The organism is Paeniglutamicibacter sulfureus, assembly GCF_030512175.1.
Classification (GTDB): Bacteria; Actinomycetota; Actinomycetes; order Actinomycetales; family Micrococcaceae; genus Paeniglutamicibacter; species Paeniglutamicibacter sulfureus.
Genome location: NZ_JAULBL010000001.1, coordinates 782,950 through 807,513, shown reverse-complemented (window position 1 = coordinate 807,513; position 24,564 = coordinate 782,950). Strand labels below are relative to the sequence as shown.

The 24,564-nt window shown below is 66.2% G+C and carries 21 protein-coding genes and 1 riboswitch; of the genes, 6 read left to right on the top strand and 15 right to left on the bottom strand.

Features of this window, described 5'->3' with window-relative positions; translation table 11 throughout:
• Window positions 1-31 precede the first annotated feature (31 nt).
• The 5 genes from Q2T94_RS03545 to Q2T94_RS03525 all read right to left on the bottom strand — a co-directional run bounded on the left by Q2T94_RS03545 (window position 32) and on the right by Q2T94_RS03525 (window position 5,625).
• Window positions 32-1,438, bottom strand: coding sequence for a DUF222 domain-containing protein (locus Q2T94_RS03545; RefSeq protein ID WP_302262904.1), 1,407 nt, complete (start codon window positions 1,436-1,438; stop codon window positions 32-34).
• 195 nt (window positions 1,439-1,633) lie between these two features.
• Window positions 1,634-2,737 (bottom strand): VIT1/CCC1 transporter family protein, encoded by a 1,104-nt coding sequence (locus Q2T94_RS03540; RefSeq protein ID WP_302262903.1) that lies wholly within the window; start codon window positions 2,735-2,737, stop codon window positions 1,634-1,636.
• A 240-nt stretch (window positions 2,738-2,977) separates the two neighbouring features.
• A complete protein-coding gene (locus Q2T94_RS03535) occupies window positions 2,978-3,250 on the bottom strand; it encodes a hypothetical protein (RefSeq protein ID WP_264268493.1) in 273 nt (90 codons plus the stop codon).
• 18 nt (window positions 3,251-3,268) lie between these two features.
• A riboswitch (SAM riboswitch) is annotated at window positions 3,269-3,380 on the bottom strand.
• A gap of 12 nt (window positions 3,381-3,392) precedes the next feature.
• Window positions 3,393-3,971 carry a DinB family protein gene (locus Q2T94_RS03530; protein ID WP_302262902.1) on the bottom strand — a complete coding sequence of 193 codons (579 nt, stop codon included), beginning with the start codon at window positions 3,969-3,971 and terminating at the stop codon, window positions 3,393-3,395.
• A gap of 127 nt (window positions 3,972-4,098) precedes the next feature.
• Window positions 4,099-5,625 (bottom strand): sodium:solute symporter family protein, encoded by a 1,527-nt coding sequence (locus Q2T94_RS03525; RefSeq protein WP_302262901.1) that lies wholly within the window; start codon window positions 5,623-5,625, stop codon window positions 4,099-4,101.
• Window positions 5,626-5,786: 161 nt separating this feature from the next.
• Here Q2T94_RS03525 and Q2T94_RS03520 point away from each other — a divergent pair, with 161 nt between their 5' ends.
• Complete coding sequence (locus Q2T94_RS03520; protein WP_264268490.1) at window positions 5,787-6,362, top strand: cupin domain-containing protein; 576 nt, start codon at window positions 5,787-5,789, stop codon at window positions 6,360-6,362.
• 80 nt (window positions 6,363-6,442) lie between these two features.
• On the opposite strand, the gene Q2T94_RS03515 is transcribed toward Q2T94_RS03520, so the two are convergent.
• The gene (locus Q2T94_RS03515; protein WP_302262900.1) at window positions 6,443-7,060 is read right to left on the bottom strand and encodes a VanZ family protein; all 618 of its coding nucleotides are present in this window, start codon (window positions 7,058-7,060) and stop codon (window positions 6,443-6,445) included.
• Between the two features lie 79 nt (window positions 7,061-7,139).
• Complete coding sequence (locus Q2T94_RS03510) at window positions 7,140-8,951, bottom strand: APC family permease (RefSeq protein WP_302262899.1); 1,812 nt, start codon at window positions 8,949-8,951, stop codon at window positions 7,140-7,142.
• 335 nt (window positions 8,952-9,286) lie between these two features.
• On the opposite strand from Q2T94_RS03510, the gene Q2T94_RS03505 reads away from it, so the two are divergent.
• The 4 genes from Q2T94_RS03505 to Q2T94_RS03490 all read left to right on the top strand — a co-directional run bounded on the left by Q2T94_RS03505 (window position 9,287) and on the right by Q2T94_RS03490 (window position 13,008).
• Complete coding sequence (locus Q2T94_RS03505; RefSeq protein ID WP_302262898.1) at window positions 9,287-9,724, top strand: hypothetical protein; 438 nt, start codon at window positions 9,287-9,289, stop codon at window positions 9,722-9,724.
• 134 nt (window positions 9,725-9,858) lie between these two features.
• Window positions 9,859-9,984, top strand: coding sequence for a hypothetical protein (locus tag Q2T94_RS03500; protein WP_302262897.1), 126 nt, complete (start codon window positions 9,859-9,861; stop codon window positions 9,982-9,984).
• 352 nt (window positions 9,985-10,336) lie between these two features.
• Window positions 10,337-11,329, top strand: coding sequence for an agmatinase (speB, locus tag Q2T94_RS03495; protein WP_264268486.1), 993 nt, complete (start codon window positions 10,337-10,339; stop codon window positions 11,327-11,329).
• Window positions 11,326-13,008 carry a thiamine pyrophosphate-binding protein gene (locus tag Q2T94_RS03490; RefSeq protein ID WP_302262896.1) on the top strand — a complete coding sequence of 561 codons (1,683 nt, stop codon included), beginning with the start codon at window positions 11,326-11,328 and terminating at the stop codon, window positions 13,006-13,008. The genes speB and Q2T94_RS03490 overlap by 4 nt, the downstream gene beginning before the upstream one ends.
• A gap of 29 nt (window positions 13,009-13,037) precedes the next feature.
• On the opposite strand, the gene Q2T94_RS03485 is transcribed toward Q2T94_RS03490, so the two are convergent.
• Both Q2T94_RS03485 and Q2T94_RS03480 read right to left on the bottom strand, forming a co-directional pair.
• Window positions 13,038-13,799: a MerR family transcriptional regulator gene (locus tag Q2T94_RS03485; RefSeq protein WP_302262895.1), complete on the bottom strand. Its 762-nt coding sequence runs from the start codon at window positions 13,797-13,799 to the stop codon at window positions 13,038-13,040.
• Between the two features lie 80 nt (window positions 13,800-13,879).
• A complete protein-coding gene (locus Q2T94_RS03480; RefSeq protein WP_436836813.1) occupies window positions 13,880-16,021 on the bottom strand; it encodes a heavy metal translocating P-type ATPase in 2,142 nt (713 codons plus the stop codon).
• Window positions 16,022-16,197: 176 nt separating this feature from the next.
• On the opposite strand from Q2T94_RS03480, the gene Q2T94_RS03475 reads away from it, so the two are divergent.
• Window positions 16,198-16,863 (top strand): histidine phosphatase family protein, encoded by a 666-nt coding sequence (locus Q2T94_RS03475; RefSeq protein WP_302262894.1) that lies wholly within the window; start codon window positions 16,198-16,200, stop codon window positions 16,861-16,863.
• A 160-nt stretch (window positions 16,864-17,023) separates the two neighbouring features.
• On the opposite strand, the gene purU is transcribed toward Q2T94_RS03475, so the two are convergent.
• From purU to Q2T94_RS03445, 6 genes are all read right to left on the bottom strand, one after another.
• Complete coding sequence (gene purU / locus Q2T94_RS03470) at window positions 17,024-17,890, bottom strand: formyltetrahydrofolate deformylase (RefSeq protein ID WP_302262893.1); 867 nt, start codon at window positions 17,888-17,890, stop codon at window positions 17,024-17,026.
• 210 nt (window positions 17,891-18,100) lie between these two features.
• On the bottom strand, window positions 18,101-18,718 hold the full coding sequence (locus tag Q2T94_RS03465; RefSeq protein ID WP_302262892.1) for a sarcosine oxidase subunit gamma: 618 nt from the start codon (window positions 18,716-18,718) through the stop codon (window positions 18,101-18,103).
• On the bottom strand, window positions 18,711-21,623 hold the full coding sequence (locus Q2T94_RS03460) for a sarcosine oxidase subunit alpha family protein (protein ID WP_302262891.1): 2,913 nt from the start codon (window positions 21,621-21,623) through the stop codon (window positions 18,711-18,713). Before Q2T94_RS03460 ends, Q2T94_RS03465 begins: the two co-directional genes overlap by 8 nt.
• Complete coding sequence (locus Q2T94_RS03455) at window positions 21,620-21,943, bottom strand: sarcosine oxidase subunit delta (RefSeq protein WP_302262890.1); 324 nt, start codon at window positions 21,941-21,943, stop codon at window positions 21,620-21,622. The genes Q2T94_RS03460 and Q2T94_RS03455 overlap by 4 nt, the downstream gene beginning before the upstream one ends.
• Before the next feature lie 16 nt (window positions 21,944-21,959).
• Window positions 21,960-23,177 carry a sarcosine oxidase subunit beta family protein gene (locus Q2T94_RS03450; RefSeq protein WP_149619475.1) on the bottom strand — a complete coding sequence of 406 codons (1,218 nt, stop codon included), beginning with the start codon at window positions 23,175-23,177 and terminating at the stop codon, window positions 21,960-21,962.
• 271 nt (window positions 23,178-23,448) lie between these two features.
• A complete protein-coding gene (locus Q2T94_RS03445) occupies window positions 23,449-24,408 on the bottom strand; it encodes a ribonuclease HI (RefSeq protein WP_302262889.1) in 960 nt (319 codons plus the stop codon).
• Window positions 24,409-24,564 lie beyond the last annotated feature (156 nt).

Here is a 24,564-nt window from a genome sequence, read left to right as displayed (position 1 = left end):
GTGTGGATTTCCCGCCCGTGGCGGCGGGCGGCTAAATCCGCTGGGGTGGCCGGCGACTGCCGGTGCCGGGCCGCGGTGGCGGGGCCGTGGAGGTGTAGCTGTGGCCGCTCGGGGTGGTGATTTTGAAGGAATGGCGGCCTCGTCCGGGCAGAGGCTCCTCGTGCCATCCGGGCGCTTCCTTGGTCCGGTTGCATGTTCGACAGCGGCCAGAACCATTGATCTCGGTGGTCTTCCCGTTGCGGCGAACCTGCACGACGTGGTCGAGTTCCTCGATGCGGCCGTTGCAGTGAGGGGTGCGGCAGCGTTGGTCGCGGAGGGTGATGAAGCGCTTGAGGTTTCCGGCGAAGCTGCGGGCGGCCGAATCCATCGCGACCAATTTGCCGGTGTCCGGGGCTGCATAGAGGCGCCGGTACCAGGTGTTCAGTGGGTGCTCTGGGTCGCCGGCCACCAGTGACCGGGCCCTGGTGGCGCTGATGTATCCGTGGCCCGGGATCAGTGCCGGTTCATCACTGGCACCGGTGAGGCTTTCCGGGTCCATCATCAGCAACAGCTCCACCGGCCTGGAGCCGGTGGCCTTGGTGTCGGTGATCGCCTCGAAGACGGTGTCTGCCGCGACCTGGGCGTTGGTGCGGTCGTCCCCGGGCTTCCGGGGGCGTTCCATTTCGCGGTTGAGGACCTGCAGGATGGGAACGCCCTGGTCCAGCGGGAAGTCACCGACGATCCGCACGGTGTTTTCGTTCACCTGGTAGCCGCTGACATACCGCTTCTCGGTGGCGTCTTCTTCCTCTTGTTCGGCGGTTTCAGGTTCAAGGACGAGGGCCCAGTAGTTGACCAGCTCACGCAGCGACGCAGTTCCGGCCTCGAAGCAGGTGTGGGTGTCCTCCCACAGCAGCTCGTCGATCATTCTCCGGTTTTCGATCTTGAGGCTCCGGGTGCCGCTGATTACCACGTGCGCCTGGTCCCAAGTCATGATGCCGCGGCGCAGCCCCTGGTGGCAGTGTGGCAGGTCTTCGGCAAGTATCCGGAAGTCGTTCGTGCGTTTGGTTCCGCTTTTCGGGGACAAATGCAGCATCAGGGCTACGTCCCCGCTTGAGCCCCATGCGGGGTTTTTCTCCCTGACCCCGGCGCGCTGTCGATCGGCGACCAAGGAATCCTGGTAGGCGACGCTGTGGTCGGCCTGCTTCGCCGTGGCGGCGCATTTCAAGGTTTCCAGTGCGCCGACGGCGGTCACCGCCTCATGGGTTCCTGTCAGTACCGGGGCTCCGTTCACCGCGGCGGCCAGGGACAGGATCCCGTCGGTGCCGGTGCGGGCCAAGTGTTCGGCAACCAGTGCGTCCATGTCCGCCCCGTCGTGCAATAGCGCATCGTAGCCCAGGTCCCTGACGGCACCACCGGTGGTGCCGTCAGAAGGGGTACCGCTCGATGACGTCGTTGCCATACTTCAATTTTAGAACCAGTAGCCGACAATTGGAAGATATTTTCATGAATATTAGAAAATATGTTCTAGTAAGGATCGTGGGCGACTGCGTTCCCGGCGAGTGCCATCCCGTTCGGGCACAGCGAGGAAAGAGTGCCGCCGGATCCCCGATCCATGAAAGTGGCGGCACGTGCCAGTGTCCCTGCAGTGGTGCCGCTAAGCCACGGAGCTGCCGAAGAGCAGTCCGAGGACGTAGGTGACCGCCGCGGCGCCCAGGCCGATGGCCAGCTGGCGCAGTCCGCGCTTGGCCGGGGATGCGCCGGAAAGCAAGCCGACCACGCCGCCGGTGGCCAGCAGGGCGATGCCCACCAGCACGGCGGAGAGCAGGATCGCGGGGGTGCCGTCCATGCCGAAAATGAACGGAAGGATCGGGATGACCGCCCCGGAGGCAAAGAAGCAGAAGGACGCGGAAGCCGCACCCATGGCGGAGCCGATTTCCTCGTGTTCCCGGCTATCGGCGGCAACCGTGAGCTCGGACCGGAGCGACGTGGAGGGGTTGCAGTCGCAGGAGTAGATGCCCATGCGTTCGGCGGCCCGGTGTGCTGCGTCCTCGTCGCTCATGCCGCGGGCCTTGTAGACCAATACCAGCTCGTTGGCATCCAGATCGAGGTCCGGCGCCGCGGCCAGGGTCACCTCCGTGGGCTTGGAAGCCGAGAGCAGCTCGCGCTGGGAACGCACCGAGACGTATTCGCCCGCGGCCATCGACAGGGCCCCGGCCAGCAGCCCGGCAATGCCGGAGAAGAGCACGAAGGAGGTTGCCACGCCCGTGGCGCCGATGCCCATGACCAAGGCCAGGTTGGACACCAGGCCGTCGTTGGCGCCGAAGACCGCCGCCCGGAAGTTGCCCGAAAGCCGGTTGCGGCCGCGGGTGGCCAGGCCGCGCACGACCTCCTCGTGGACGAGTTCGTCGGCGGCCATCTGGCGGCTGGCATCGGTGTCTGCGGCATAGGGGGAGTTGCCCTCGGCACGCTGGGCCAGGGCCAGGACGAAGACCGAACCGAAGTGCCGGGCCAGGAAGCGGAGCATGGTGCGCCGGATCGAGGGCCGGGTGCGCTTGTCGGCGTTCTCGCCCAGCAGCGAGCGCCAGTGTTCCTCGTGTCGGGTTTCGGCGGCTGCCAGTCCCAGCAGGACTGCGCGTTCCTCACCCTGGCGCTTGTTGGCCAGTTCGCGGTAGACCGCGCCTTCGGCGATTTCGTCGGCCAGGTACTGGCGCCAGCGCTTGATCTGGGCGTGAGTGGGGGTCGGCGCTTGTTGCGTCATGCTCTCATCCTCATGTGGGCGTTCACGGCCTCGGGAGGCCATGCGATGGGGAGGCCCAGCAGGATTTCTTTTTGGGTACGTTGAGCCTCGGGCCACCAATGTGTGGACCGAAGGTCTCGTTCGCCCGGGCCGGGCTGGATTGCCCGTGGCCCCGGGTGGATTGCCGGGTTACAACGCTGTAACCAGTATGTCGACGCACCGCTGTCCCGCCGTGCCGGCGGGTCTGGGAACTACTCCCCTTCAACCCACGAGTGTAGCCGTTGGCAGGACAAGTGAAAATTCGTTGAGACTAAAAAACAACGCCTGTCCGGCGGGCTTTCCGGCCCGGGGGATGCGCACCGACAGCTCCCTCGCGTGGGCGTCGAAGCGCGGCGAGCCGACGGCATTGGCCAGGGCCGCGGCCAGCGAAGGTGCGTCCGCAACGTGGTAGCTGTGCCAGGAACCGGCAAGGCGCAGCTCGACGACCGCACGGTGGACATCGAGCAGGGGCAAAACGGGGATGGAAGGTGCCATGTGGGGGCGAAAGCCTTTCGTGAGCTCTTGCCGGGGCCAAGTGGTCCGCGACCGCTTCTTCATCCGAACCACCCATGAACCTGGGGTTGGTGCGCGTCTGAGTCGGAGCTTGCCGACGCGTCTCGTGAAGCTGTGGTCCACTTTACCGTGATTCGGAGGCCCGCAAGATATTTGCGTGCAATTGCGTCCAGGCAACGGGGTCGTAGGGAGGAATGTTGGTGTTGTCCCGGCGCATTCCGGTGGAACCGTCGATGAGCTCCCGCACGATGTCGGCATGGCCCGCATGGCGTGCGGTCTCCACGTTCATGTGCAGCAGCAGGCGCCCGAGCGTGGTGTCGCGTTTCTCCGGCACCCACCAGGAAACCGTGGCCGGTGCATCCAGGGGGAGGGCTGCGATGTTGTGGTTTGCTGCGGCGATGGCGCGGCGGTAGAAATCGAGGATCTCGGAGCAGGGGACATCGGCGGGCACCCACATGTCGGCGCTGACTTCCGGATCGGCCATCAGCGCGTCGTGGCGTTCATCCTCGACCGTGAACCCGAGGCATTCGACGAAGTAGCCGTACTCGACGGTGGCCAGATGCTGGATCAGGCCCAGGATGTTGGTGCCCGTCCCGACCATGGGGCGGGTCATTTCCTGCTCGCTGAGCCCCTCGACCTTCCAGAGCATGGCTTCGCGCGTGCTGTCCAGGTACGTGGTGAGGTGGTCCTTGAGATTGTCCATGCGGCCCAGCCTAGGAGCGACGGGGCCCGCCGGGGAAGGGCTGCGGCGAAAGGAAGGAGCCCGTCTTCGCGCGCAGTGCGCGGAGACGGGCTCCCTTCGGGATGCGGTCCGTGCCGTGAATCCGGTGCTAGCGGCCGGCGACCTCGGTGATTTCCGCGCCCTCGGCGTCGGCATGGCCGGCGACCCGGGCGTTCCAGCGGGTGATGACCGCCGCGGAGGTGGGTCGCGTGATCAGGGAGACCACGATGAAGGTCAGTGCCGAGGCAATCAATCCGAAGTAGATTGGCTCGTTCGCGTAGATGCCGTCAAAGCGCTGTTCGGCCTGGATTTCCAGGACGATCATGGTGCCCAAGGTGACAATGGTTCCGGCAGCCATCGAGGCGGCGGCCCCCAGCCCATTCCCGCGCTTCCAGACCAGCCCGCCGATGATGGCCACCAGCAGGCCGCCCACCAGGATGTCGTAGGCAATGGTCAGTGCCGCGACCACGTCGGAGACCATGATGGCCAGCACGATCGAGACAATGCCCAGCAGCAGCACCCAGATGCGGTTGGCACGCACGTCGTGCTCCGGGTTTTCGTTGGTGTTCACCTTCACGTGCCTGCCGAACCAGCTGGCCACGAACGGGGTGACGTCGGTGCGGGCCACTGTGGCAGCGGCAATCAGCGCGCCGGAGGCAGTGGACATCATGGCTGCCACAGCGGCTGCCAGCACCAGTCCGCCGACGGCGACGGGCAGCAGCTGAGTGGCGACCTCCGCGTAGACCACGTCCTTGTTGGTGTCAGCGCCGATGATCTCCGGCAAGGCGACCTTGGCGGCCATGCCGATGATGGCGCCGGCTGCCCCGTAGAGCACGCAGTAGATGCCGGCGGTGGTGCCGCCCCAGCGGGCCACCTTCGGGGTCTTGGCGGTGAACACGCGCTGCCAGATGTCCTGGCCGATGAGCAGGCCCAGGGTGTAGACCACGAAGTAGGTGATGATCGTCTGGACGCCGATGCCGGTGAAGCTGAAGAACTCCGCCCCGACGCGTTCGCGGATCCCTGACATGCCGCCGGCTGCGTTCAGTGCGAAGGGCAGCATCAGGAAGAAGATGCCCACGGTCTTGATGACGAACTGGACCTGGTCGGCCAGGGTGATCGACCACATGCCGCCAATGGTGGAGTAGATGACCACGATGACCCCGCCGATGGCGATGGCCAGCCAGCGCTCCCAGCCGAAGAGGACCACGAAGATCGTCGCATAGGCGCTGGTGGAGGTTGCGCAGAGCATCAGTGTGTAGGCGAGCATGACGATACCCGAGGTGTTCGTCGCGGACTTGCTGCCGTAGCGCAGGGTGAGCATCTGCGAGACGGTGAAGATCTTCAGGCGCTGCAGGGTGGGTGCGAAGAGCAGCGAGAGCAGGATGACGCCGGCGCCGATGGCCACGACCAGCCACATGCCGGAGATCCCGAACTTGTAGCCGAGGCCGACGCCGCCGACGGTGGAGGCCCCGCCCAGGACGACCGCCGCCATCGTGCCGGTGTACAGGAACGGGCCGAGCCGCCTGCCGGCCACGAGGTAGTCGCTGCTGTTCTTGGTGCGCGATTTTCCCCACCAGCCGAAGATGAGCATAGCCGCCAAATAGACGGCAACGATCGTGCCATTGATGAATTCCATGGGGGGAGCCTTTGCTGGGAATGAACTTGGGTGCAACTCTGGGATGCCTAGGGGTAAACTTTTGTTGTTCTACAGGCTAATGTGAGGTGTCGCACACGTCAATTGCACCTAAGCTGTATGAACGCAATATTTCCCTCGAGCCCACCTGGAGACCCGCGCCGATGAAAGCCCTGCCCGTTGAGCCCAGCAGTGCTGCCCTCGCCATCGGCTCGCGGATCCGGGCGGCGCGTCATGCCCAGCGTCTGACCATTGACCAGATCGCCGAATCCACGGGCTTGACCAAGGGTTTTCTCTCCCGGGTGGAGCGCGATTTGACCAGCCCCTCGGTGGCATCGCTGGTGACCCTTTGCCAGGTACTGTCCCTGGAGGTCGGGGAGCTTTTCACCCAGCCGGACACCCACGTGGTCAGGCTTGCCGAGGCCCCTCGCATCTCACTGGGAGGCGAAGGAATTGTCGAAAGGTTGGTGACGGCGCGTTCGGAGCGGCGCCTGCAGGTGATTCGCGCCGTCATTGCCCCGCACGGCGAGGGTGAAAAGGAGCTCTACTCGGTGGATTGCGAGGTGGAGGTGCTCCATGTCCTCTCCGGGCGCTTTGTGCTGATTTTCGCCAACGAGCGCCTTGACCTCGACGCGGGGGACACCGTGACCTTCCCGGGGCGCGAGCCGCACAGCTGGAAGAACCCGACGGGCGAGGAAGCCATCGTCACCTGGACGCTGGTCCCCGCCGCGTCGCGTTAGGACCCGTTGCCCAACCCGTGGACGAAACCCGCGGAAAAGACCTCCAGCCGCCACTGTCCGCTGGCCGCTTGTGTTCGGGCTTAGCCGGGGACATTGTCCTTCGCCGTGTTCCCTGCCAGCTGTGCGGGTACTGAGTGCATGGAGAGGGCCGCGGCGTCCCGCGGCGGCGCGTAGCGCAGGGGAGAAGCCACGAAGACCCCGGTCAAAAGCAGGGCGAACACGGTCCCGATCGTGCAGATCCGTGTCATGACCGCGGTCGTCCTCGCCTGAAGCCGGTGCCGTGCCAGGTCGAGCAGGCCGATCCCGGCCAGTCCACCGGCGGTGTTGACGACAAGGTCGGTGGCATCCGAGCTCCCAAGGGCCAGGACGTACTGGATGACCTCCAGCGCCGCGCTCGCCCCGGCGACCGCGCCCGCGGCCTTCCACCACTGCCGCGACGGTGCGAGCAGGCCAAGGTAGAGGCCGAAGGGCACGAAGAGCAGGATGTTCGCGACAACTTCGAAAGGTGCGCTCGCCCCGAACCCTGAACCGGGAGCGAACGGGACCAGCTTGAGCTGGCGAAGCACGCCCCCGCCGAGGTACGGGACTTCGAGCTTCCACAGCACGATCCAGGCGAGCAGGCTGAGATAGGCAACGAACAGCGCGACCAGCAATTTGCGCCCGCCCTCTCGGGACGGATTCTTTTCCACGGCAGACACACAGACTCCACGACAAGCGACAGGGACCCTGCAATCCTAGGCCGCGGGGGCAAGCCCGCGGTGCCGAATGCCAGGTGCCTTAGCCCACGTGCACCCAGGGGCGCTTGCCGATGGCCGGCTCGGCCTCGCGCAGCACTTCGCGCGTCAGCGGTGCGATCTCGCCCTGGCCAAGGAACAGGAAGCGCAATAGGTTGTGCACCGGGTTGCCTTCGGTCCAGCGGAAGTAGATGTGCGGCATCACGCCGGTTTGGTCGCGGATTTCCAGGCAGATCGCGGCAATGGCGGTGGGCACGGAAGGCGCCTCGGCCTGCAGGATCTTGTATCCGTGCCGGGTGGTCCCGGTAACCACGATGTCCTGGGCGAAGTCCGAGAAGTCCGAGACCCTGATCTCGATGAAGACCACCGGCGCATCCTCGGGCAGATGGCTGGCCATCCTTGCGTGGGCAAGCTTGTGCCGGTAGCGGGCGGCCGAGAGGCGGACCGGCTCGTGGGCGATGATCCGCACCATCGAATCCCGGCTGGAGGTCTCGATGATCTTCAGGGCCTCCTCATCGAGGGTCACCGACGTGGCCCGCAGTTCCGTGGAGCGCCGGAAACGCGAAACCATGGAGACGACGATGATCCCGGCGATGAAGAACCCGGCAATCCGGATGCCGTCGGGCCGCTCGACGACATTGGCGCCGGTGGTGTAGATGAATATGGCCGAAATGATCCCGAAGCCAATGGCCCGCCACCGCTGGCCCTTGCGCCTGGCCGAGATGGTGACCGCCACCGCGGCCGAGGCCATGAGCACCAGCACGCCGGTGGCGTAGGCGGCGCCCTGGGCGTCGACACTTGCCTCGAACAAGATGGTGATGACCACGGCAATGCCGATGAGTACCAACACCAGGGGGCGGACGGCCCGTGCCCACTCCGGGGCCATGCCAAAGCGGGGCAGGTAGCGGGGAATGAGGTTCAACATCCCCGCCAGGGCCGAGGCACCGGCAAACCACAGGATCAGGATGGTGGACAGGTCGTAGACGCTGCCGAAGCCCTCGCCGAGCATCGAGTGGGCCAGGAACGACAACGCGCGGCCATTGGCCTGGCCGCCGGGCTGGAATTCCGGGGCGGGTATCAGCAGGGTGGTGACGATCGAGGAGGAAACCAGGAACACGCTCATGGTCAGTGCCGCCGTCAGCAGGAGCTTCTTGGCTCCGGCGATGCGTCCGAGTGGACTGGCCTCGGTGTCCCCGGGTGCCTTCCGGATCTGGGGCATCACGGCCACGCCGGTTTCGAAGCCGGACAGACCCAGGGCCAACTTGGGGAAGACGAGCAGGGCAATGGCAACCATCATCCAGGGTTCCGAATGCGAGGCCGTCAGGTTCAGCCACCAATGGTCTACGGGGGCGGGGTCGCGAACCAGCGACGCCACTGCGACGGCAATGACGACGAGGTTGAGCAGCAAGTAGACGGCGACCAGGCCAACGGCCAGCCAGATGACCTCGTGGAAGCCGCGCAGGAACAGTGCCCCCAGCAGCAGGATGAGGACCAGCGTAATAATGACTTGCTGCCCGTGGAATGCATCGGGGGTGAAGGGGTTTTCGATGATGTGCGCCGTGGCATCGGCCGAGGACAGCGTAATGGTGATCATGAAGTCCGTGGCCGCAAAGCCCAACAGCACCAGGACGAACAGTTTGCCCTTCCAATGGGGCAGCAGACGCTCGAGCATGGAGATCGAACCCTGCCCGTGCGGGGATTCGTTGGCCACGCGCCGATAGACCGGCAACGCCGCACCCAGGGTGACTGCCACGAGCAAGAGCGTCGCCAACGGGGCCAAGGCGCCGGCCGCCAGTGCGGCAATGGCGGGTTGGTAGCCAAGCGTTGAAAAGTAGTCCAGGCCGGAGAGGCACATAACCTGCCACCATCGGTGTCCGGTTGGCGTGGATCCGGCGGGTTCCGCGTGGTCCTGACCTATTTCGGTGTCACGGAGCCACCTTGAAAAGCGTTTTGGACGGGTCTTGGTTCGCACGGGCGAAACCAGTCCGGCTGACGCAGAGGTTTTCTTCACGAGAAGGAACGCTACTCTTGCCCAACGAGCCTGGACATAGCTGGTGACAACTAGTTTGGTGACGTGCGCGACAGTACGCCGCTTTGACATTCAGCCGCCGAAAAGCAACCATTTTGTAGCGGCATACATCAGGGAAGTCGTTTCCTGCGTTGCACCCGCCTGCTTTAAGGACTTTGTTTGTGAGTACCCTGCCCGAAGACACATCCTTGGTTCCTTGGCGACCCAAGCGGCTCTGGGCACCGTGGTGGCTGGCGATGATCCTGGGCGGAACTGCGGGGGTCACATTGACACTGCTCCGGACCTCCAGAACGTTTGTCATTCCCGGCGCGATTGCCCTGGCCATGATCATCATTTTTATCAGCGTCGCCACGATCTTGCGTCGGCAATTCCATTCCGAGGCCCTGGAGCCACCGATGTCGCTTTCCTATCTTTTGTGGATGGTGTTGTTGATTTTCCTCGTGGGTCCCGTCCAGCTGGTGTTGCTGCCCGCGAATCCGCAGGAAGTGATCGTCAAGGCACTGGCGTTGTCTGTGGGCATATCCATTTGCATGTATGCGGCGGACCGCGCCTTGTTCTCGTCGTTTGCGAAGCGGGAGCGTCCCAGGCAGGACGTTTGACCGGTGGCTTTCAGTGATGGAAAAGCACGGCTTTCCATCACTGAAAGTGCTTCTAGGCATGCCCGATGAAAAGCCCCCGCCGTCGACCTTGATCACGCTCGGCGCTCGCCGAGATCGACGGAGTCTCCGGCGCCATGGTGAACTCCACCGAGGCGCCCCGAGCTTTCATGCTCGCTGTGGTGCTGATCGTTTCGACCATCCTGGCACTTCTGTATGTGTTCTTGATGCGCGAGCGGGCCAAGCCGCGTCCCCCCGCCTAATCCGGCCAAGTTCGATGAACTGATCCACACCCCATTGCGCTGTGCTGGAAGTTGCCGATTCGGTGCTGAGTACGCACCGGAAGTAACAAGCGGCTGCCGGGTGTGTCCATATTGAACGATTCACCCAGGGTGGACGGAGCCATGTCAGGGCCGTGCTGGGTGTTGACGGGGCAGGGCCCATGCGGGGAACGTGGCGGCACCGCGAGCCATGCTCGCCCATCTGATCCCCGGGCCGAGGCGGGTGCCTTGACTGTTGCCCACACCACAAATAGCATACAGGGCAACGGTTGTTTCATATTGAGCAACAAGGCATGTTCGGCGCTCGGTGCCGGAAACCCTGAGGGAGAAGAACGTGGAAGAACTCCGCATTGAAGAAAACGGAAACATCGGGCCCATCGACGCCTCAAGGATTCCGCGTTTTGCCGGACTGGGCACCTATGCCCGGCTCCCGCGCATCGACCAGGTGCCGGCCGCCGACATCAAGGTCGTGGGTGTTCCGTTCGACGCAGGAGTTTCCTATCGGCCAGGTGCACGTTTCGGGTCCACGCACATCCGCGAGTCCTCCCGCCTGCTGCGTCCCTACAACCCGGCCCTGGATGTCTCGCCCTTCGCGCTGACCCAGGTGGCCGACGCCGGGGACATGGCGGTAAATCCCTTCAACATCAACGAGGCCATCGAGACCATCCAGCAAAACGCCTTGGACCTCACTGCCGACGGCTCCACCCTGGTGACCCTCGGCGGGGACCACACCATCGCGCTGCCTCTCTTGCGCGCCGCCGCCGAACGCGCGGGCGCGCCGGTGGCAATGCTGCACTTCGATGCGCACCTTGACACCTGGGACACCTATTTCGGTGCCGAGTACACCCACGGCACCCCCTTCCGCCGCGCGGTGGAGGAAGGCATCCTCGACACCGAGGCCATCTCCCACGTGGGCACCCGCGGCCCGCTCTACGGCAAGAAGGACCTTGAGGACGACAAGCGCTTCGGCTTCGGCATCGTCACCAGTTCGGATGTCTACTACCAGGGCGTGAACGAGATCGTGCACAAGCTGCGCGACCGGATCGGCGACCGCCCGCTCTACATCTCCGTGGACATCGACGTGCTGGATCCGGCGCATGCCCCGGGAACCGGAACGCCCGAGGCCGGCGGCATCACCAGCCGCGAGCTGCTGGAGATCATCCGGGGGCTGCGCGGCATGAACATCGTCGGAGCCGACATCGTCGAGGTCGCCCCCGCCTACGACCATGCCGAGATGACGGGCGTCGCCGCGTCGCACGTGGCCTACGACCTGGTCTCGCTGATCGCAGACAAGCGCGCCAACGACAAAAAAGCGGCCCAGGCATGAGCCCGGACGACATCGCCGAAGTGGGTACGCGCAACGGCGGGGACCTGGTCATCGAGACCCTCGAGGCGCTCGGTGCCCACACGGTCTTCGGCATCCCCGGCCAGCATGCACTGGGCCTTTTCGATGCGCTCTCGCGCTCGAAGCTGCACTTCGTCTCCTCCCGCGTGGAAAACAACTCCGCCTTTGCCGCCGACGGCTATGCCCGGGCCACCGGCGAGGTCGGGGTGCTCTTCCTGTCCACCGGGCCCGGCGCGCTGACATCCCTGGCCGGTCTGCAGGAGGCCTACGCCACTTCTGTGCCCATGGTGGTGGTGGCCAGCCAGATTCCGCTGGACGGGCTCGGCGCGCGCCGCAAGGGCATGCTGCACCAGCTCGATGACCAGAAGGCCTCCGCGGCGAACGTCACCAAGTCCCAGCGCACCGTCCACCACGCCTCGGGCATCCCCTCGGCCATCCAGGACGCCTGGGCCGATGCGATCACCGTGCCGCAGGGCCCGGTCTGGGTTGAGGTCCCGCAGGACGTCTTGCTGGCCCCGGTTTTGGTACCGCCGGTCATCGACGCGCTGGCCGAGGCTTACGAGCACCCGCCGCGCGTCGAGCTCATCGACGAAGCGGTCCGCTGGCTGGCCAAGGCCAGTCGCCCGGTGATCGTGGCCGGCGGCGGGGTCCGCCGCGCCGGGGCCAAGGACGCGCTGCTTGCCGTGGCCCAGTCCCTGGGCGCCCCGGTCGTGTGCTCTCCCGGCGGCAACGGCGCCTTCCCCTGGAACCATCCGCTGTCCCTGCAGTCCTGGGTCGAGGACCGGCACGTCACCGAGGTCCTGGAGGACGCCGACGTGCTGATCGTGGTGGGCTCCGCCCTGGGCGAGGTCACCAGCAACTACTTCACCCTGGAGCCGCGCGGGCACCTGATCCAGATCGACGCCGAGCCGCGCGTGCTCGAATCCAACCGCCCGGCCCTGGGCATCCGGGCCGACGCCAAGGCGGCGCTCGAGTACCTGGGCGAGGCATTGGGCATGCTCGAGGGCGGGACCGAGGCCAACTGGCACGGGAAGGGCCCCGAAACGGTCGTTGCCGACACCCTGGCCAAGGTCTTCGCACGGCTAGACGCCCAGGACCTGTCCAAGGAGCGCACCTTCATGGCCGACATCCGGGCCGCGGTGCCCGATGACATGCAAACGTTCTGGGACATGACCATTTCCGCCTACTGGGGATGGAGCTGTTGGGACTCCAAGGCCGGGGAGTTCCATTCCGCCCAGGGTGCAGGCGGCCTGGGCTTCGGCTTCCCCTCGGCCATCGGCGGGGCGCTGGGGCTGCAGGTCGCGGGCAAGACCCCGGCGCAGGCGCGCGTGCTGGCGGTCTCCGGCGACGGCTCGGCCATGTACTCCATTGCCGAACTGGCCACCGCCAAGCAGCACCAGGCTCCCGTGACCTGGCTGATCGTCGACGACGGAGGCTACGGGATCCTGCGCGAATACATGGAAGGGGCCTTCGGGAAGGCCACCGCCACCGAGCTGGCCCGCCCGGACTTCGTGGCGTTGGCCGAATCCTTCGGGATCCCGGCCCGTCTGGTGGACCCGGAAAACGTGCGCGAGGCGCTCGAGGAGTCCTTTGCCGCCGACGGCCCCAACGTGGTGGTGGTGCAGACGCTGCTGAAGATGTTCGCGCCAACGCACCTGTAGAAGGCGGGATGCCTGCACACTCTTTGCTGCTACGGCATCGCCCTGAGGTGGATCGTCAGGGCATCGCGCACGAAGGAAGCGCCCTCGAAGCCGCCGTAGTTCGCGGCGAAGCGCTCGTCGGCCACATACATCTCCGCCAGGCCCATGACGTACCCCTTGGTGTCGCCGCCCGGCTCCGCCGCCGGGGTTCCCGGGATGCCGGTGAGCCACTGGACGTGGCGCCGGGCCAGGTCCTGGGCCTGCGGGGAGTCCGGGGTGGTTCCGGCATCCCGGGCCGCGGCGATCCAGTCGTTGCCCAGGTCCTTCATCCGGAGCTTCCAGTCCTCCTGTCCGTCCTTGCCCAACCCGCGCCACCAGGCGTCGGAGCGGGCATAGGCTTCCTTGCCCCAGCGCTGCTCCACCTCGTCCCGGTGCACCGTATGGTCAAATCCGTCGAACATGTTTTTTGCCATGAGCTTCCCTCTTCCTTGCAGTGAATCGATGGTGTGCTGCACCGCTGCGATCCGTCGTGCGAGGCGGTCTTGTTCGGCGCGCAGGAGGGCCAGGTGCGTTTCCAGCGCCGCGGCCTCGTCCGCCTCGGCCTCGATGACCTGGTGGATCTGCGGCAGGCCGAGTCCCAGCTCACGCAGCAGCAGTACGCGCTGCAGACGGATCAGTGCCGCCTCGTCGTAGTACCGGTAGCCGTTGTGTCCGATGCGGCTGGGCGGCAGCAGGCCGATGTCGTCGTAGTGGCGCAGCGTGCGGCTGGTGGTGCCGGCGAGCCTGGCGACCTGTTGTATCGACCGTTCCATGGAATCAACGGTAAATCTTGACGCAACGTCAATGTCAAGAGGAGGGGCGCCTACTGCGCGGGTCGCAGGGGCAGTGCCGGCTACTTCCTGCGGTCTCGATCGAGCCCGGCGCCGGGGCGCAGATCCAGGCGGCGCAGCAGCTGCGCATTCAACGCCACCACGACGGTGGAAACCGACATCAGCACCGCACCGACGGACATCGGCAGGACGAAGCCGATGCCGGCCAGCGCTCCGGCGGCCAGGGGAACGGATACCAGGTTGTAGCCGGCCGCCCACCACAGGTTCTGCTTCATCTTGCGGTAGCTGGCGTGGGAGAGATCCAGGACGGAGAGCACCGAGCGCGGGTCGTCACTGGCCAGGATGACCCCGGCCGAGGCAATGGCCACATCGGTGCCGGCCCCGATGGCGATGCCGACATCCGCTTGCGCCAGCGCGGGGGCGTCGTTGACTCCGTCCCCGACCATGGCGACCTTCTGCCCCTCCGCCTGCAGCCCGGCGACCTTGGCGGCCTTGTGCTCCGGGCGCACCCCCGCAAAGACCCTGTCGATGCCCAGCTCCCGACCCACGGATTCAGCCACCGCCGCGGCGTCCCCGGTGATCATGACGACTTTGATGCCCCGGGCGTGAAGTGCCTCAACGGCGGTGCGGGATTCGGGACGGATCTCATCCGCCAGGGCCAGTGCCCCGATGACTGCCCCGTCGGCGATCACGTGCAGGATGGTTGCCCCGCGCGCCTTCCAGCTCTCGCTGGCCGGCAGCGGTTCAAGGGCATGGGTGGCCAAAAGGTGCGGGCCGCCGACCCCGATCTCGGCCCCGTCGACGGAAGCCCGGACACCCTCGGCCGGAGAGGAGCGGAAGCCGGTGGCGGGGGAGAGAGACAGTGAGCGTTCGCCCGCGGCCCGCATGATCGCCTGGGCCAGCGGGTGCTCGCTGTCGGATTCGGCGGCCGCAGCGAGGGCCAGGACCTGGTCCTCGGAGTGGCCGGGAACCGCGGCGATTTCGGTGAGAACGGGTTCGCCGACGGTCAGGGTGCCGGTCTTGTCGAAGAGCACCGAGGTTACCTGGCGCATGCCCTCCAGGGCGAGCCGGTCCTTGATGAGCACCCCGCCCTTGGCGGCGCGTTCGGTGGCGATGGAAACCACGAGCGGGATCGCCAGTCCCAGGGCGTGGGGGCAGGCAATGACCAGCACCGTGACGGTCCGGATGACCGCCGCGTCCGGGTCCCCGAGCAGCGACCAGACTGTGGCGGTGACGAGGGCGGCGCCCAAAGCGAACCAGAACAGCCAGCCGGCGGCAGTGTCGGCGATGCGCTGGGCGCGCGAACTGGAGGCCTGTGCCTCGGTGACCAGACGCTGGATGCCCGCCAAGGCCGTGTCGGCCCCGATCGCCGTGACCTTCACGCGGACGGCGGTGTCGGTGGAGACGGTACCGGCCACCACGTGTTGACCGGGGCCGCGGGACACCGTGCGGGACTCGCCGGTGATCATCGACTCGTCCATCTCGGCGGTTCCGTCGGTGATTTCCCCGTCGGCCGGGATGCGTCCGCCGGGGCGCACGATGACGACATCGCCCAGTTCCAGGGAGCCGGGGGCTACCTGTTGGACTTCACCGCCGACGATGCGTTCGGCGGTGTCGGGCAACAGCGCGGCCAGTGAATCCAGGGCCGAGGTGGTCTGGGCCAGGGACCGCATCTCGATCCAGTGGCCCAGCAGCATGATGACGATCAGCAAGGCGAGTTCCCACCAGAAGTCCAGTCCGTGGTCCAGAAGGCCGAGGCTCGCACCCCAAGAGGACAGGAAGGCGACCGTGATGCCCAAGGAGATCAGCAGCATCATTCCAGGTTTGCGGGCCGCCAGCTCGTCCCTGGCCCCGGAGAGGAACGGCCGTCCGCCCCAGAGGTACATCACCGTGCCCAGGACCGGGGAGACCCACGGGATCCACGCGGTCCGGGGCAAGGTGACGCCAATGAGCATGGTGAACATGGCGTTGAAGGCCAGAACCGGTATCGAGATGGCCAGCATGACCCAAAAGAGCTTCCTGAAGACCGCCACATGGTCTCCGTGCCCGCCGTGGCCCGAGTGGTCGCCATGCCCGGCGCCGGCATGTTCAGGGTGGACCATGCTTGCGTGGTCGTGTTCCGGATGTGCCGAATGCGGTCCATTGCCAAACTGGCGGTTTTCCGGGTCCGGCGGGGCTGCCGTGCTGTGCTGGTGTTCGTTCATGGCGCCAACGTATACCCCTAGGGGGTATATGTCAACGGCTCGACGGCAAGCTCATCCGGAGATCGTTTCCGTGCCTGGGCTCGTGTCGCGATCCTCCATGGCCTGCATGGGCGCCGAGGCAGGAAGCCTGGATACCAATTCGTCGGACCGTCGTGGCCGCAGGGAAGATGGTGGACATGCGACTAATCCTCATTCGGCACGGCCAGACCACATCGAACGTCGGACACCACCTCGACACCGGCGAGCCGGGGGCGAGCCTGACTGACCTCGGTCGTGAACAGGCCCGGGCGCTGCCGGCGGCGTTGACTGCCACCACCATCGAGGCGATCTATGCCTCCACGCTCCTTCGCACCCAACAGACGGCGGCCCCGCTCGCTGCCGCGCTCGGACTCGAGGTAGGTATCCGTGCCGGGCTTCGGGAAATTCCGGCCGGGACGTTGGAGATGGCCAACGACGAGGCCTCCATTGAGGCATACCTGTCCGTGGCCTTCGGGTGGGCCGATGGGGCCACTGACGCCATAATCGCCGGGACCGGGGAGGACGGGCAGGCGGTGCTGGGACGTTTCGACGACGTTGTCGCCGAAGTGGTGTCCACGGGTATCGATACCGCGGTGCTCGTCACCCACGGCGCCATGATCCGAGCGTGGGTCGGAGCCCGATGCGGGAACCTCCCCAAGGGATTCACCGCCCTTAACGCTGTTTCGAATACCGGCGTGGTTGTGGTGGAGGGAACTCCGGGCAGCTGGCGGGCAGAAAGCTGGCAGGAACAGGCCCTGGGCGGATCCGGGCTGGAGGATGCGTCCACCGATGGCGCGGCCGCCGAGGTCCTGGCGCGGGAGTGATCCGGTAGGCAAGGGAACAACATTTCGCGGGCACCGCCATGCCCGCAAGACATCCCTCGACCCGGTGAAGTAGTTGGTTTTATGCCCAAAACGCTTCGGGCCGGCGGGAACCCGAAGGATCCCGCCGGCCCGAAGGTCGGAACGCATGGTCGTGCGTTTGTTAGCGCAGCACCACGGTGCGGTTGCCGTAGAGGAACACGCGTCCCTCGGCGTGCCACTTCACCGCGTTGGACAGCGCCTTGCATTCGGTGTCGCGACCGGCGGCCACCAGATCCGCGGGGGAGTAGGTGTGGTCGACGTCCTGGACCTGCTGGGAAATGATCGGTCCCTCGTCGAGCTCGGCGTTGACGTAGTGGGCGGTGGCGCCCACGGTCTTCACGCCACGGTCCCAGGCCTGGTGGTACGGCTTGGCGCCCTTGAAGGACGGCAGGAACGAGTGATGGATGTTGATGGTCTTGCCGGTGAGCTTGCGGCTGAGCTCGTCACTGAGCACCTGCATGTAGCGCGCCAGCACCACGAGTTCCACGTCGAACTCGTCAATGAGCTCGAGCAGCTTCGCCTCGGCGGCCGGCTTGGTGTCCGGGGTGACCGGCACATGGAAGAAGGGCACCTTGTGCCATTCGGCCAGGCCCTGGTGGTCAGTGTGGTTGGAGACCACGGCGACAACGTCGATCGGCAGCTCGCCCAGGCGGGCCCGGTGCAGCAGGTCGTTGAGACAGTGGTCGAACTTGGAGACCATGATCAGCACGCGCTTCTTGGTGCCCTTGGGCGCCAGCGTCCAGGTGATGCCGTATTCGTCGGCCAGGGAGGCGAAGCCGGCGCGCATGGACTCGGTCAGGCCCGGGGCGTCGGCCCCGGCAAAATCCACGCGCATGAAGAACTGCCCGGCACGGCGGTCCCCGAAATGCTTGAGCTCGACGATGTCGCGGCCCTGGGCAAGCAGGAACCCGGTCACCGCATGGACGATGCCGGGGCGCTCCGCGCAGGCGACGGTGAGGATGTGTTCGACTTCAGTTGGTGTATCCACGTTCGGCACTCCGATACATGCGCGGCCGCCGGGGCCTCGCGAAGGGTGGTCTGTTTTTCTTTACTGCTGGTGTTCCGCTGGCTATTTTAGGTGCCTCTGGCCACAATCCCGATTCGCCGCCGCGATGTTGCGCCCACGAACGCGGGCGGGCGACCCCCCGGTCGAAAGGGGGATCGCCCGCCCGCCGTGGCCACGGCTCGTGCTGACCGCCTAGTCGACGGGTGGGGAAGCGAATTCCGTCATGGCATCGAGCAGCCAGCGCGCCGTGTAGTCGGCAAAGGACGCCCGCGGCAGCAACCGGAAGGTGTCCTCGGCACTCTTCCACAGCAGCACCGGAACCGGGCCGAGCACCGTGGTGATCGCGGTTCCCACGCCGAAACTGCGCGGGTGCAGGTCCGCCGGGCAGCCCTTCTCCAGCACTTCTCGGGCACTGGGTCCCGAGAGCTCGATGACGGTGCGGTTGGCCGAGAGGTCAACCACCTGGCCCGGGGCCTGTCCCAGCGCCTGGACCAGGTCGCCGAGCAACTCGGTGCCCTCCGGTGCAACCAGCAGGAACTCGTCCGGGCCGCTCCAGAGCACGGCTGTCCCGTCGGCGGTCCCGGCGACCTGTCCCACCGAATCCGGCAGGCCGACGCCGGTTGCCGCGGCCAGGGCGGCGTGGGCTTCGGTTCCCGGCTCGGCGCGCACCCCGAGCTGGGTGGTGAACGCGATCTCGCGCAGCGACACGCCGCGTTCACCCTGCACCGAGCCCTGCTCGAGCGCGGATGCCAGGTGCGCCAACGGACTGGTGCGCAATACGGAAATATCAGTCAAAACCTGCTCAGCCATCTCGACGGCTCCCTTCGGAATCAAAAAGTACGGTTTCGCCCACGACGACATCCACGAGCTTGCCGTCGACGAAGGCCGACAGCTCCTCGCCGATGCGCGCCCGGCCGTTGGAGATCATGGCCATGCCGAAGCTGCGGCCCAGTGCCGGGGAGAGGTAGCTGGAGGTGACGAACCCCTGCATCGGCACCGGCGATACCGACTGGGTCAGTTCGGTGCCCTTGTTCACCAGCTGGGTGCCTTCGGGCAACCGGAGGCTCTTGTCCGCCGGCAGCACGGTGACCAGCTGCTTGCGGTCCTCGCGACGGTTGTCCACGCGGTCGAAGGAACGCTTGCCCACGAAGTCCTTGACCTTGGAGACCACCCACTCCATCGAGGCGTCCTGCGGGGTCACCGTGCCGTCGGTGTCCTGGCCGACGATGATGAAGCCCTTCTCGGCGCGCAGCACGTGCATGGTCTCGGTGCCGTAGGGGGTGATGTTGAATTCCTCCCCGGCCTCCGCCACGTCTTCCCAGACCTTCAGCCCATACCAGGACGGCACGTTGATCTCGTAGGCCAGTTCGCCGGAGAAGGAGATGCGGCAGATGCGCGCCTCGATGCCCGAGGCCAGCACTGTCTCCTTGAAGGCCATGAACGGGAAGGACTCGTTGTCCAGATCCAGTTCGGGGGCGACCTTGGCCAGCACCGCGCGGGACTTGGGCCCCACGACAGCGACGGTCGAGTACTGCTCGGTGACCGAGGTGCACTTGACGTCAAGTTCCGGCCATTCGGTCTGCAGCCATTCCTCCAGCCAGTCCAGCACGCCGGCGGCGCCGCCGGTGGTGGTGGTCATGAAGAAACGGTCCTCGTCCAGGCGCAGGGTCACCCCGTCGTCGAAGATCATGCCGTCGGCCTTGCACATCAGGCCGTAGCGGGCCAGCCCCGGCTTGAGCTTCTTGAAGGCGTTGGTGTACATGCGGTTCAGGAACTCGCCGGCGTCCTTGCCGCGGATCTCGATCTTGCCCAGCGTGGACGCGTCCATGAAGCCCACCGAGTCGCGCACGGCCTTGGACTCGCGGTAGACCGCGGTATCCATGTCCTCGCCTTCCAGCGGGTAGTACCAGGGGCGCTTCCACTGCCCGACGTCCTCGAAGAGTGCGCCGCGGGCCACGTGCCACGGGTGGATGGAAGTCAGGCGGGCCGGGTCGAAGAGCTCCCCGCGCTCGCGCCCGGCCAGGGCCGCGAAGGCCACCGGGGTGTAGGGGGCGCGGAAGGCGGTGGTGCCGATGCCCGCCACGTCGTTGGTGCCCAAGGCCGCGGCGATTACGCCGATGGCGTTCACCCCGGACGTCTTGCCCTGGTCGTTCGCGGTGGAGATGGAGGTGTAGCGCTTCACGTGCTCCACCGAGCGCATGCCCGCGCCGACCGAACGCAGCACGTCGGCCACGGTCTGGTCGCGCTGGAAGTCCACGAAGTGGCTCTTGTAGTCGGCGCCCTCGCCGGCCAGCGAGGGAACCAGCCACAGGGCGCGCGACTCGCCCGGGGTCTCCACCGGTGCGCTGGGCACCGAGGCCGAGGTGCTGAACCCCGCGGCGGTTGCCGCGTCGGCCCCGGCGCGGGCGCCCTCGGCCAGCGCGGAGGCCAGCTCGAGGCGCCCGTTCATGGCACCGGCGGTCTGCTGGTTGGCCACCGGGTGGGCGGGGACGAAGGCGGAGAGCGCCTCGCTCCAGCCCAGGCGGCGTTCGCGCTGGGAGTGCAGGTGCACCACGGGGTTCCAGCCGCCGGAGACGGCCAGGACCTCGGCGTTGATGGTCTCGGTGTCCCCGACCAGTGCGCCGGCGGCATCGATGCCGCTGATGGTGACCGAGGACAGCGAGCCGTCGGGACCTGCCGAGGTGTCGGCAACCACGGAGCCGACGATGACCCGGATGCCGCGGGCAGAGACCTCGGTGGCGCGGATCGAGGGCTCGGTGCGGGCGTCGATGACCGCTGAGACCGCGGTGCCGGCGGCCAGCAGGTCCTCGACCAACGCATAGGCCGAGTCGTTGGTCGTTGCCACGACGATGTTGTTGCCGACCTGCACGCCGTAGCGGTTGAGGTAGGAGCGGGCCGCGGCGGCCAGCATGATCCCCGGGCGGTCGTTGTTCTCGAACACCAGCGGGCGTTCGTGGGCGCCGGTGGCCAGCACGACCTGCTTGGCCCGGATGTGCCAGATGCGCTCGCGGGACACCCCCGCGCCCAGCTCGCCGGCCAGATGGTCGGTGCGGCGCTGGACGGCCACGAAGTAGTTGGCGTCGTAGCTGCCAAACGCGGTGCTGCGCGAGAGGTAGGTGAACTCCTCGGCCGAATCCAGGGCGGCGCGGGTCTCGGCGATCCACTGCGCGGCGCCCTTGCCGTCGATGGTCTCGGTGGAGGCCGAAAGTAGCGAACCGCCGGCCTCGGGCTGCTCGTCGATCAGGATGACCCGGGCGCCGGACTTCGCGGCTTCGCGCGCAGCCGCCAGTCCGGCGGGGCCGGCCCCGACGATGAGCACGTCGGTGTGCACGTGCTTGCGGTCGTAGATGGCCTCGTCGGTGCGCGGGTCAAGCTGGCCCAGGCCCTGAAGCAGCGTGACGTCCATGCCGTCGGTGAGTTCCACGGTGGTGGCCGGGAGCATGGATTCGTTCACGTGTCCGGCCCAGCGGGCGCCGATCTTGACCAGCGCGTTGGATTCCTCGACGCCGGCCGAGACGATGCCGCGCGGGCGCTTGAGGTAGAGGGAGTCGCCGCAGGCGCGGATTCCGGCCCCGAGCATGGCCGAGGCCACGGTGTCCCCGGCAAAGCCGGTGAAGGCCTTGCCGTCCACGGTGAAGGAAAGCTCGCGGGTGCGGTCGATGCGGGCGGAGGCGGTTGCGTCCGCGCCGAGTCGGTGCGAAGAGGTGGTGCTCACTTGGTTCCTCCCTGTGCTGCGGTGTTGGTGGCCGGGGCGTTGGTGGTCTTGATGGGTTGCGGCTCGCCTGGCTTGTAGACGGCCTTGAATTCATAGGTCACGGTGTCGCGCACCGCGTTGAACCAGCGGCGGCAGCCGGCGGAGTGGACCCAGCGTTCGGCGAAGAGCCCCTTGGGGTTTTTGCGGTAGAACAGGAACTTGGCCCATTCGTTGTCGTTCAGCGCCGAGGGGTCCGACGGGTAGGCCACGTGGGCCTCGCCGCCGTAGCCGTATTCGGTCTCGTTGCGGGGCCCGCACCAGGGGCATTCGATGAGCATCATTTTGTGTGGGTCCCTTCTAGTGGGCCACGGCTGCGGCGCCGTGTTCGTCGATGAGGTGGCCGGTCTCGAAGCGCTCGATGGAGAAGCCCGCGTTGAGCTCGTGCGCCTCGTCGTTGGCGATGGTGTGGGCGAAGGTATAGCCGGCGCCCGGGGTGCCCTTGAATCCTCCGGTGCCCCAGCCGCAGTTCACGTAGAGCTGGTCGATCGGGGTCTTGGAGACGATCGGGGAGGCGTCCATGGTGGTGTCCACGATGCCGCCCCAGGTGCGCAGCACGTGGGCCCGTCCGAAGATCGGGAAGAGCTCGACGGCGGCTGCCATCTGCTCCTCGATCACGTGGAAGGCGCCGCGCTGGCCGTAGCCGTTGTAGGAGTCGATGCCCGCGCCCATGACCAGTTCGCCCTTGTGGGCCTGGGAGACGTAGACGTGCACGTGGTTGGACATGACGACCGTCGGGTGGACCGGTTCGTGCAGTTCGGAGACCAGCGCCTGCAACGGGTGGGACTGGATGGGCAGTTCGAAGCCGGCCTGTTCGGCCAACACCGAGGAGTGCCCGGCGCCGCAGAGGGCGACCTTGCCGGCGTTGATGGTGCCGCGGGAGGTCTTGACGCCGGTGACCCGGTTGCCGTCCTTGATGAAGCCGGTGACTTCGCAGTTCTGGATGATGTCCACGCCCATTTCGTCGCACTTGCGGGCGAAGGCCCAGGCGACGTGGTCGTGCTTGGCGATGCCCGCACGCGGCTGGTAGGTCGCGCCCATGACCGGGTAGCGGATGTCGTCCCCGATGTTGATGATCGGGCACAGTTCCTTGACCTGCTCGGGGGTGATCCATTCGGCGTCCACGCCGTTGAGCTGATTGGCCCCGACCCGGCGCATGGACTCGCGCACGTCGCCCAGGGTGTGGGCGAGGTTCATGACCCCGCGCTGGGAGAAGAGGAAGTCGTATTCGAGTTCCTCGGGCAGCTGCTCCCAGAGCTTGAGGGACTTCTCGTAGATGCCGGCGGATTCGTCCCAGAGGTAGTTGGAGCGAATGATGGTGGTGTTGCGGGCCATGTTGCCGCCGGCCAGCCAGCCGCGTTCCAGGACGGCGATGTTTGTCATGCCGTGGTTCTTGGCCAGGTAGTAGGCGGTGGCCAGGCCGTGCCCGCCGCCGCCGACGATGACGGCGTCGTAGGAGGACTTGGGTTCCGGATTGCGCCAGAGGAATTCTGGGTGCTCGGGGAGGATATCGGCCATGGTCTTATGCTCCAATCGGGGCGAGGTTTAGTGACCCCGCTCAAGCCGCTTGCCAAGGTGCCAACCGTCGCGCCTGGGACCAATGCGGCACCAGCGAAGAAGCCCTCGACCACGGCGCCCAATCCCAAGCAGGTATCACCCGGGGCATACTGTGCACAGGACGACAAAGGCACCAAGGGAATTGGCAAGAAGACCGGGAAGAGCTATACCTGCAAGAGCAGCGATTCCGACACCCGCCTGCGCTGGCGCTAAACAATCGGGTGAGGCCCGGCTATTGGACCTGGAAGAACCTCCCGGTGCGCAAGGGCATCACCTTGCCAAGGTCGACCCCTTCGTCGGCGATCTGCAACAGCAGGCGTTGCCGCTCAACGGAGGAAATGTTCGCCGCAGAACATCGCCTGGCCACCAGCGCCAATCTGTCGGCAAGTTCGTTCATGGGATCACCCGAATGCGCCTTGACCCAGTCATAGCTGACCTTGGAACGCGAGAGCAGCTCATGGATTTTGTGCACGATCGTCCTCGCCTCAGTGGACTTCGTGCGGGCGTGGCTTTGGGGATTGTGGAGCAGGTCAATGGCCATGAGCGAATCCGAACGGATGCGAAAGCGAACCGATCCGGCGAACAAGTCGTCACGGTACCTGCTGGCATCCAGCAGGGCGTAATGGATGGAATTGAGTTCGCCCTGCAGGATTTCCTTACCCGTGGCGGCGAAGGCGTTGATCATGGGTGGCGTACCGCGGCCGTAATCCAGGATCCAGCCATGGCCCGTCAACGGGCTGTGCCAACTGCGTGAGGCGTCGGTGGTGATCGTCAGCTCGGAGTAGTAGTCCTCGATGCGTTCCTGAAGCAGGGCCGTGGCCGCCTTCGCTCCGGCCAGTGGACGGAACTGCTCCGAAACCATGAACCCCAGCTGCGCCAATGCCTCGGGGAGTCGAATATGTCCGTTCAGCAACGCGTTGTCACAATACACGGGTTCGGACGCATTGCGGCGCACCGCGCGAATGGCCTTGTCGAGATGCGTTACCAATACGCCGAGCCGCTGCCCTGATTCATGGACGGGCAAGACTCCGCACCGTTGCCCGACAACCTGGAACGCGGTGGTGCGAACCACTGCCCAAAAAAGGATCTGGTTGTGGTGCCGGACCTCAACGGTGACCCCTGAGCGCTCGGTGACCGACTGGACCGCGGGAATGAACCGCGCGGATGGAGGCGTGGGGCGTGGTGCCTGCATGGTCTCCTCCTCGATTCGGCGCTGGGCTGGTTTCGCGTGCGAATACCCGATTCCCCAAAGCTACCTAAAATACCCGTCCGTGGGGATAGGGAACCGGTGATCGTCCCGAAAGCCGCCTGTCGGGACGGTGAAATCCCTTGGCCGTCCCCGCGTGGC

What these genes read in the sequence shown, in the direction of transcription:
- Q2T94_RS03465 (WP_302262892.1), bottom strand. Translation starts at nt 18,718, where the DNA reads ATGGCTGAGCAGGTTTTGACTGATATTTCCGTATTGCGCACCAGTCCG.
- Q2T94_RS03480 (WP_436836813.1), bottom strand. Translation starts at nt 16,021, where the DNA reads ATGAACGAACACCAGCACAGCACGGCAGCCCCGCCGGACCCGGAAAAC.
- Q2T94_RS03490 (WP_302262896.1), top strand. Translation starts at nt 11,326, where the DNA reads ATGAGCCCGGACGACATCGCCGAAGTGGGTACGCGCAACGGCGGGGAC.
- Q2T94_RS03525 (WP_302262901.1), bottom strand. Translation starts at nt 5,625, where the DNA reads ATGGAATTCATCAATGGCACGATCGTTGCCGTCTATTTGGCGGCTATG.
- Q2T94_RS03445 (WP_302262889.1), bottom strand. Translation starts at nt 24,408, where the DNA reads ATGCAGGCACCACGCCCCACGCCTCCATCCGCGCGGTTCATTCCCGCG.
- Q2T94_RS03510 (WP_302262899.1), bottom strand. Translation starts at nt 8,951, where the DNA reads ATGTGCCTCTCCGGCCTGGACTACTTTTCAACGCTTGGCTACCAACCC.
- Q2T94_RS03540 (WP_302262903.1), bottom strand. Translation starts at nt 2,737, where the DNA reads ATGACGCAACAAGCGCCGACCCCCACTCACGCCCAGATCAAGCGCTGG.
- Q2T94_RS03500 (WP_302262897.1), top strand. Translation starts at nt 9,859, where the DNA reads ATGGTGAACTCCACCGAGGCGCCCCGAGCTTTCATGCTCGCTGTGGTG.
- Q2T94_RS03520 (WP_264268490.1), top strand. Translation starts at nt 5,787, where the DNA reads ATGAAAGCCCTGCCCGTTGAGCCCAGCAGTGCTGCCCTCGCCATCGGC.
- Q2T94_RS03545 (WP_302262904.1), bottom strand. Translation starts at nt 1,438, where the DNA reads ATGGCAACGACGTCATCGAGCGGTACCCCTTCTGACGGCACCACCGGT.
- Q2T94_RS03450 (WP_149619475.1), bottom strand. Translation starts at nt 23,177, where the DNA reads ATGGCCGATATCCTCCCCGAGCACCCAGAATTCCTCTGGCGCAATCCG.
- Q2T94_RS03530 (WP_302262902.1), bottom strand. Translation starts at nt 3,971, where the DNA reads ATGGACAATCTCAAGGACCACCTCACCACGTACCTGGACAGCACGCGC.
- Q2T94_RS03455 (WP_302262890.1), bottom strand. Translation starts at nt 21,943, where the DNA reads ATGATGCTCATCGAATGCCCCTGGTGCGGGCCCCGCAACGAGACCGAA.
- Q2T94_RS03535 (WP_264268493.1), bottom strand. Translation starts at nt 3,250, where the DNA reads ATGGCACCTTCCATCCCCGTTTTGCCCCTGCTCGATGTCCACCGTGCG.
- Q2T94_RS03475 (WP_302262894.1), top strand. Translation starts at nt 16,198, where the DNA reads ATGCGACTAATCCTCATTCGGCACGGCCAGACCACATCGAACGTCGGA.
- Q2T94_RS03485 (WP_302262895.1), bottom strand. Translation starts at nt 13,799, where the DNA reads ATGGAACGGTCGATACAACAGGTCGCCAGGCTCGCCGGCACCACCAGC.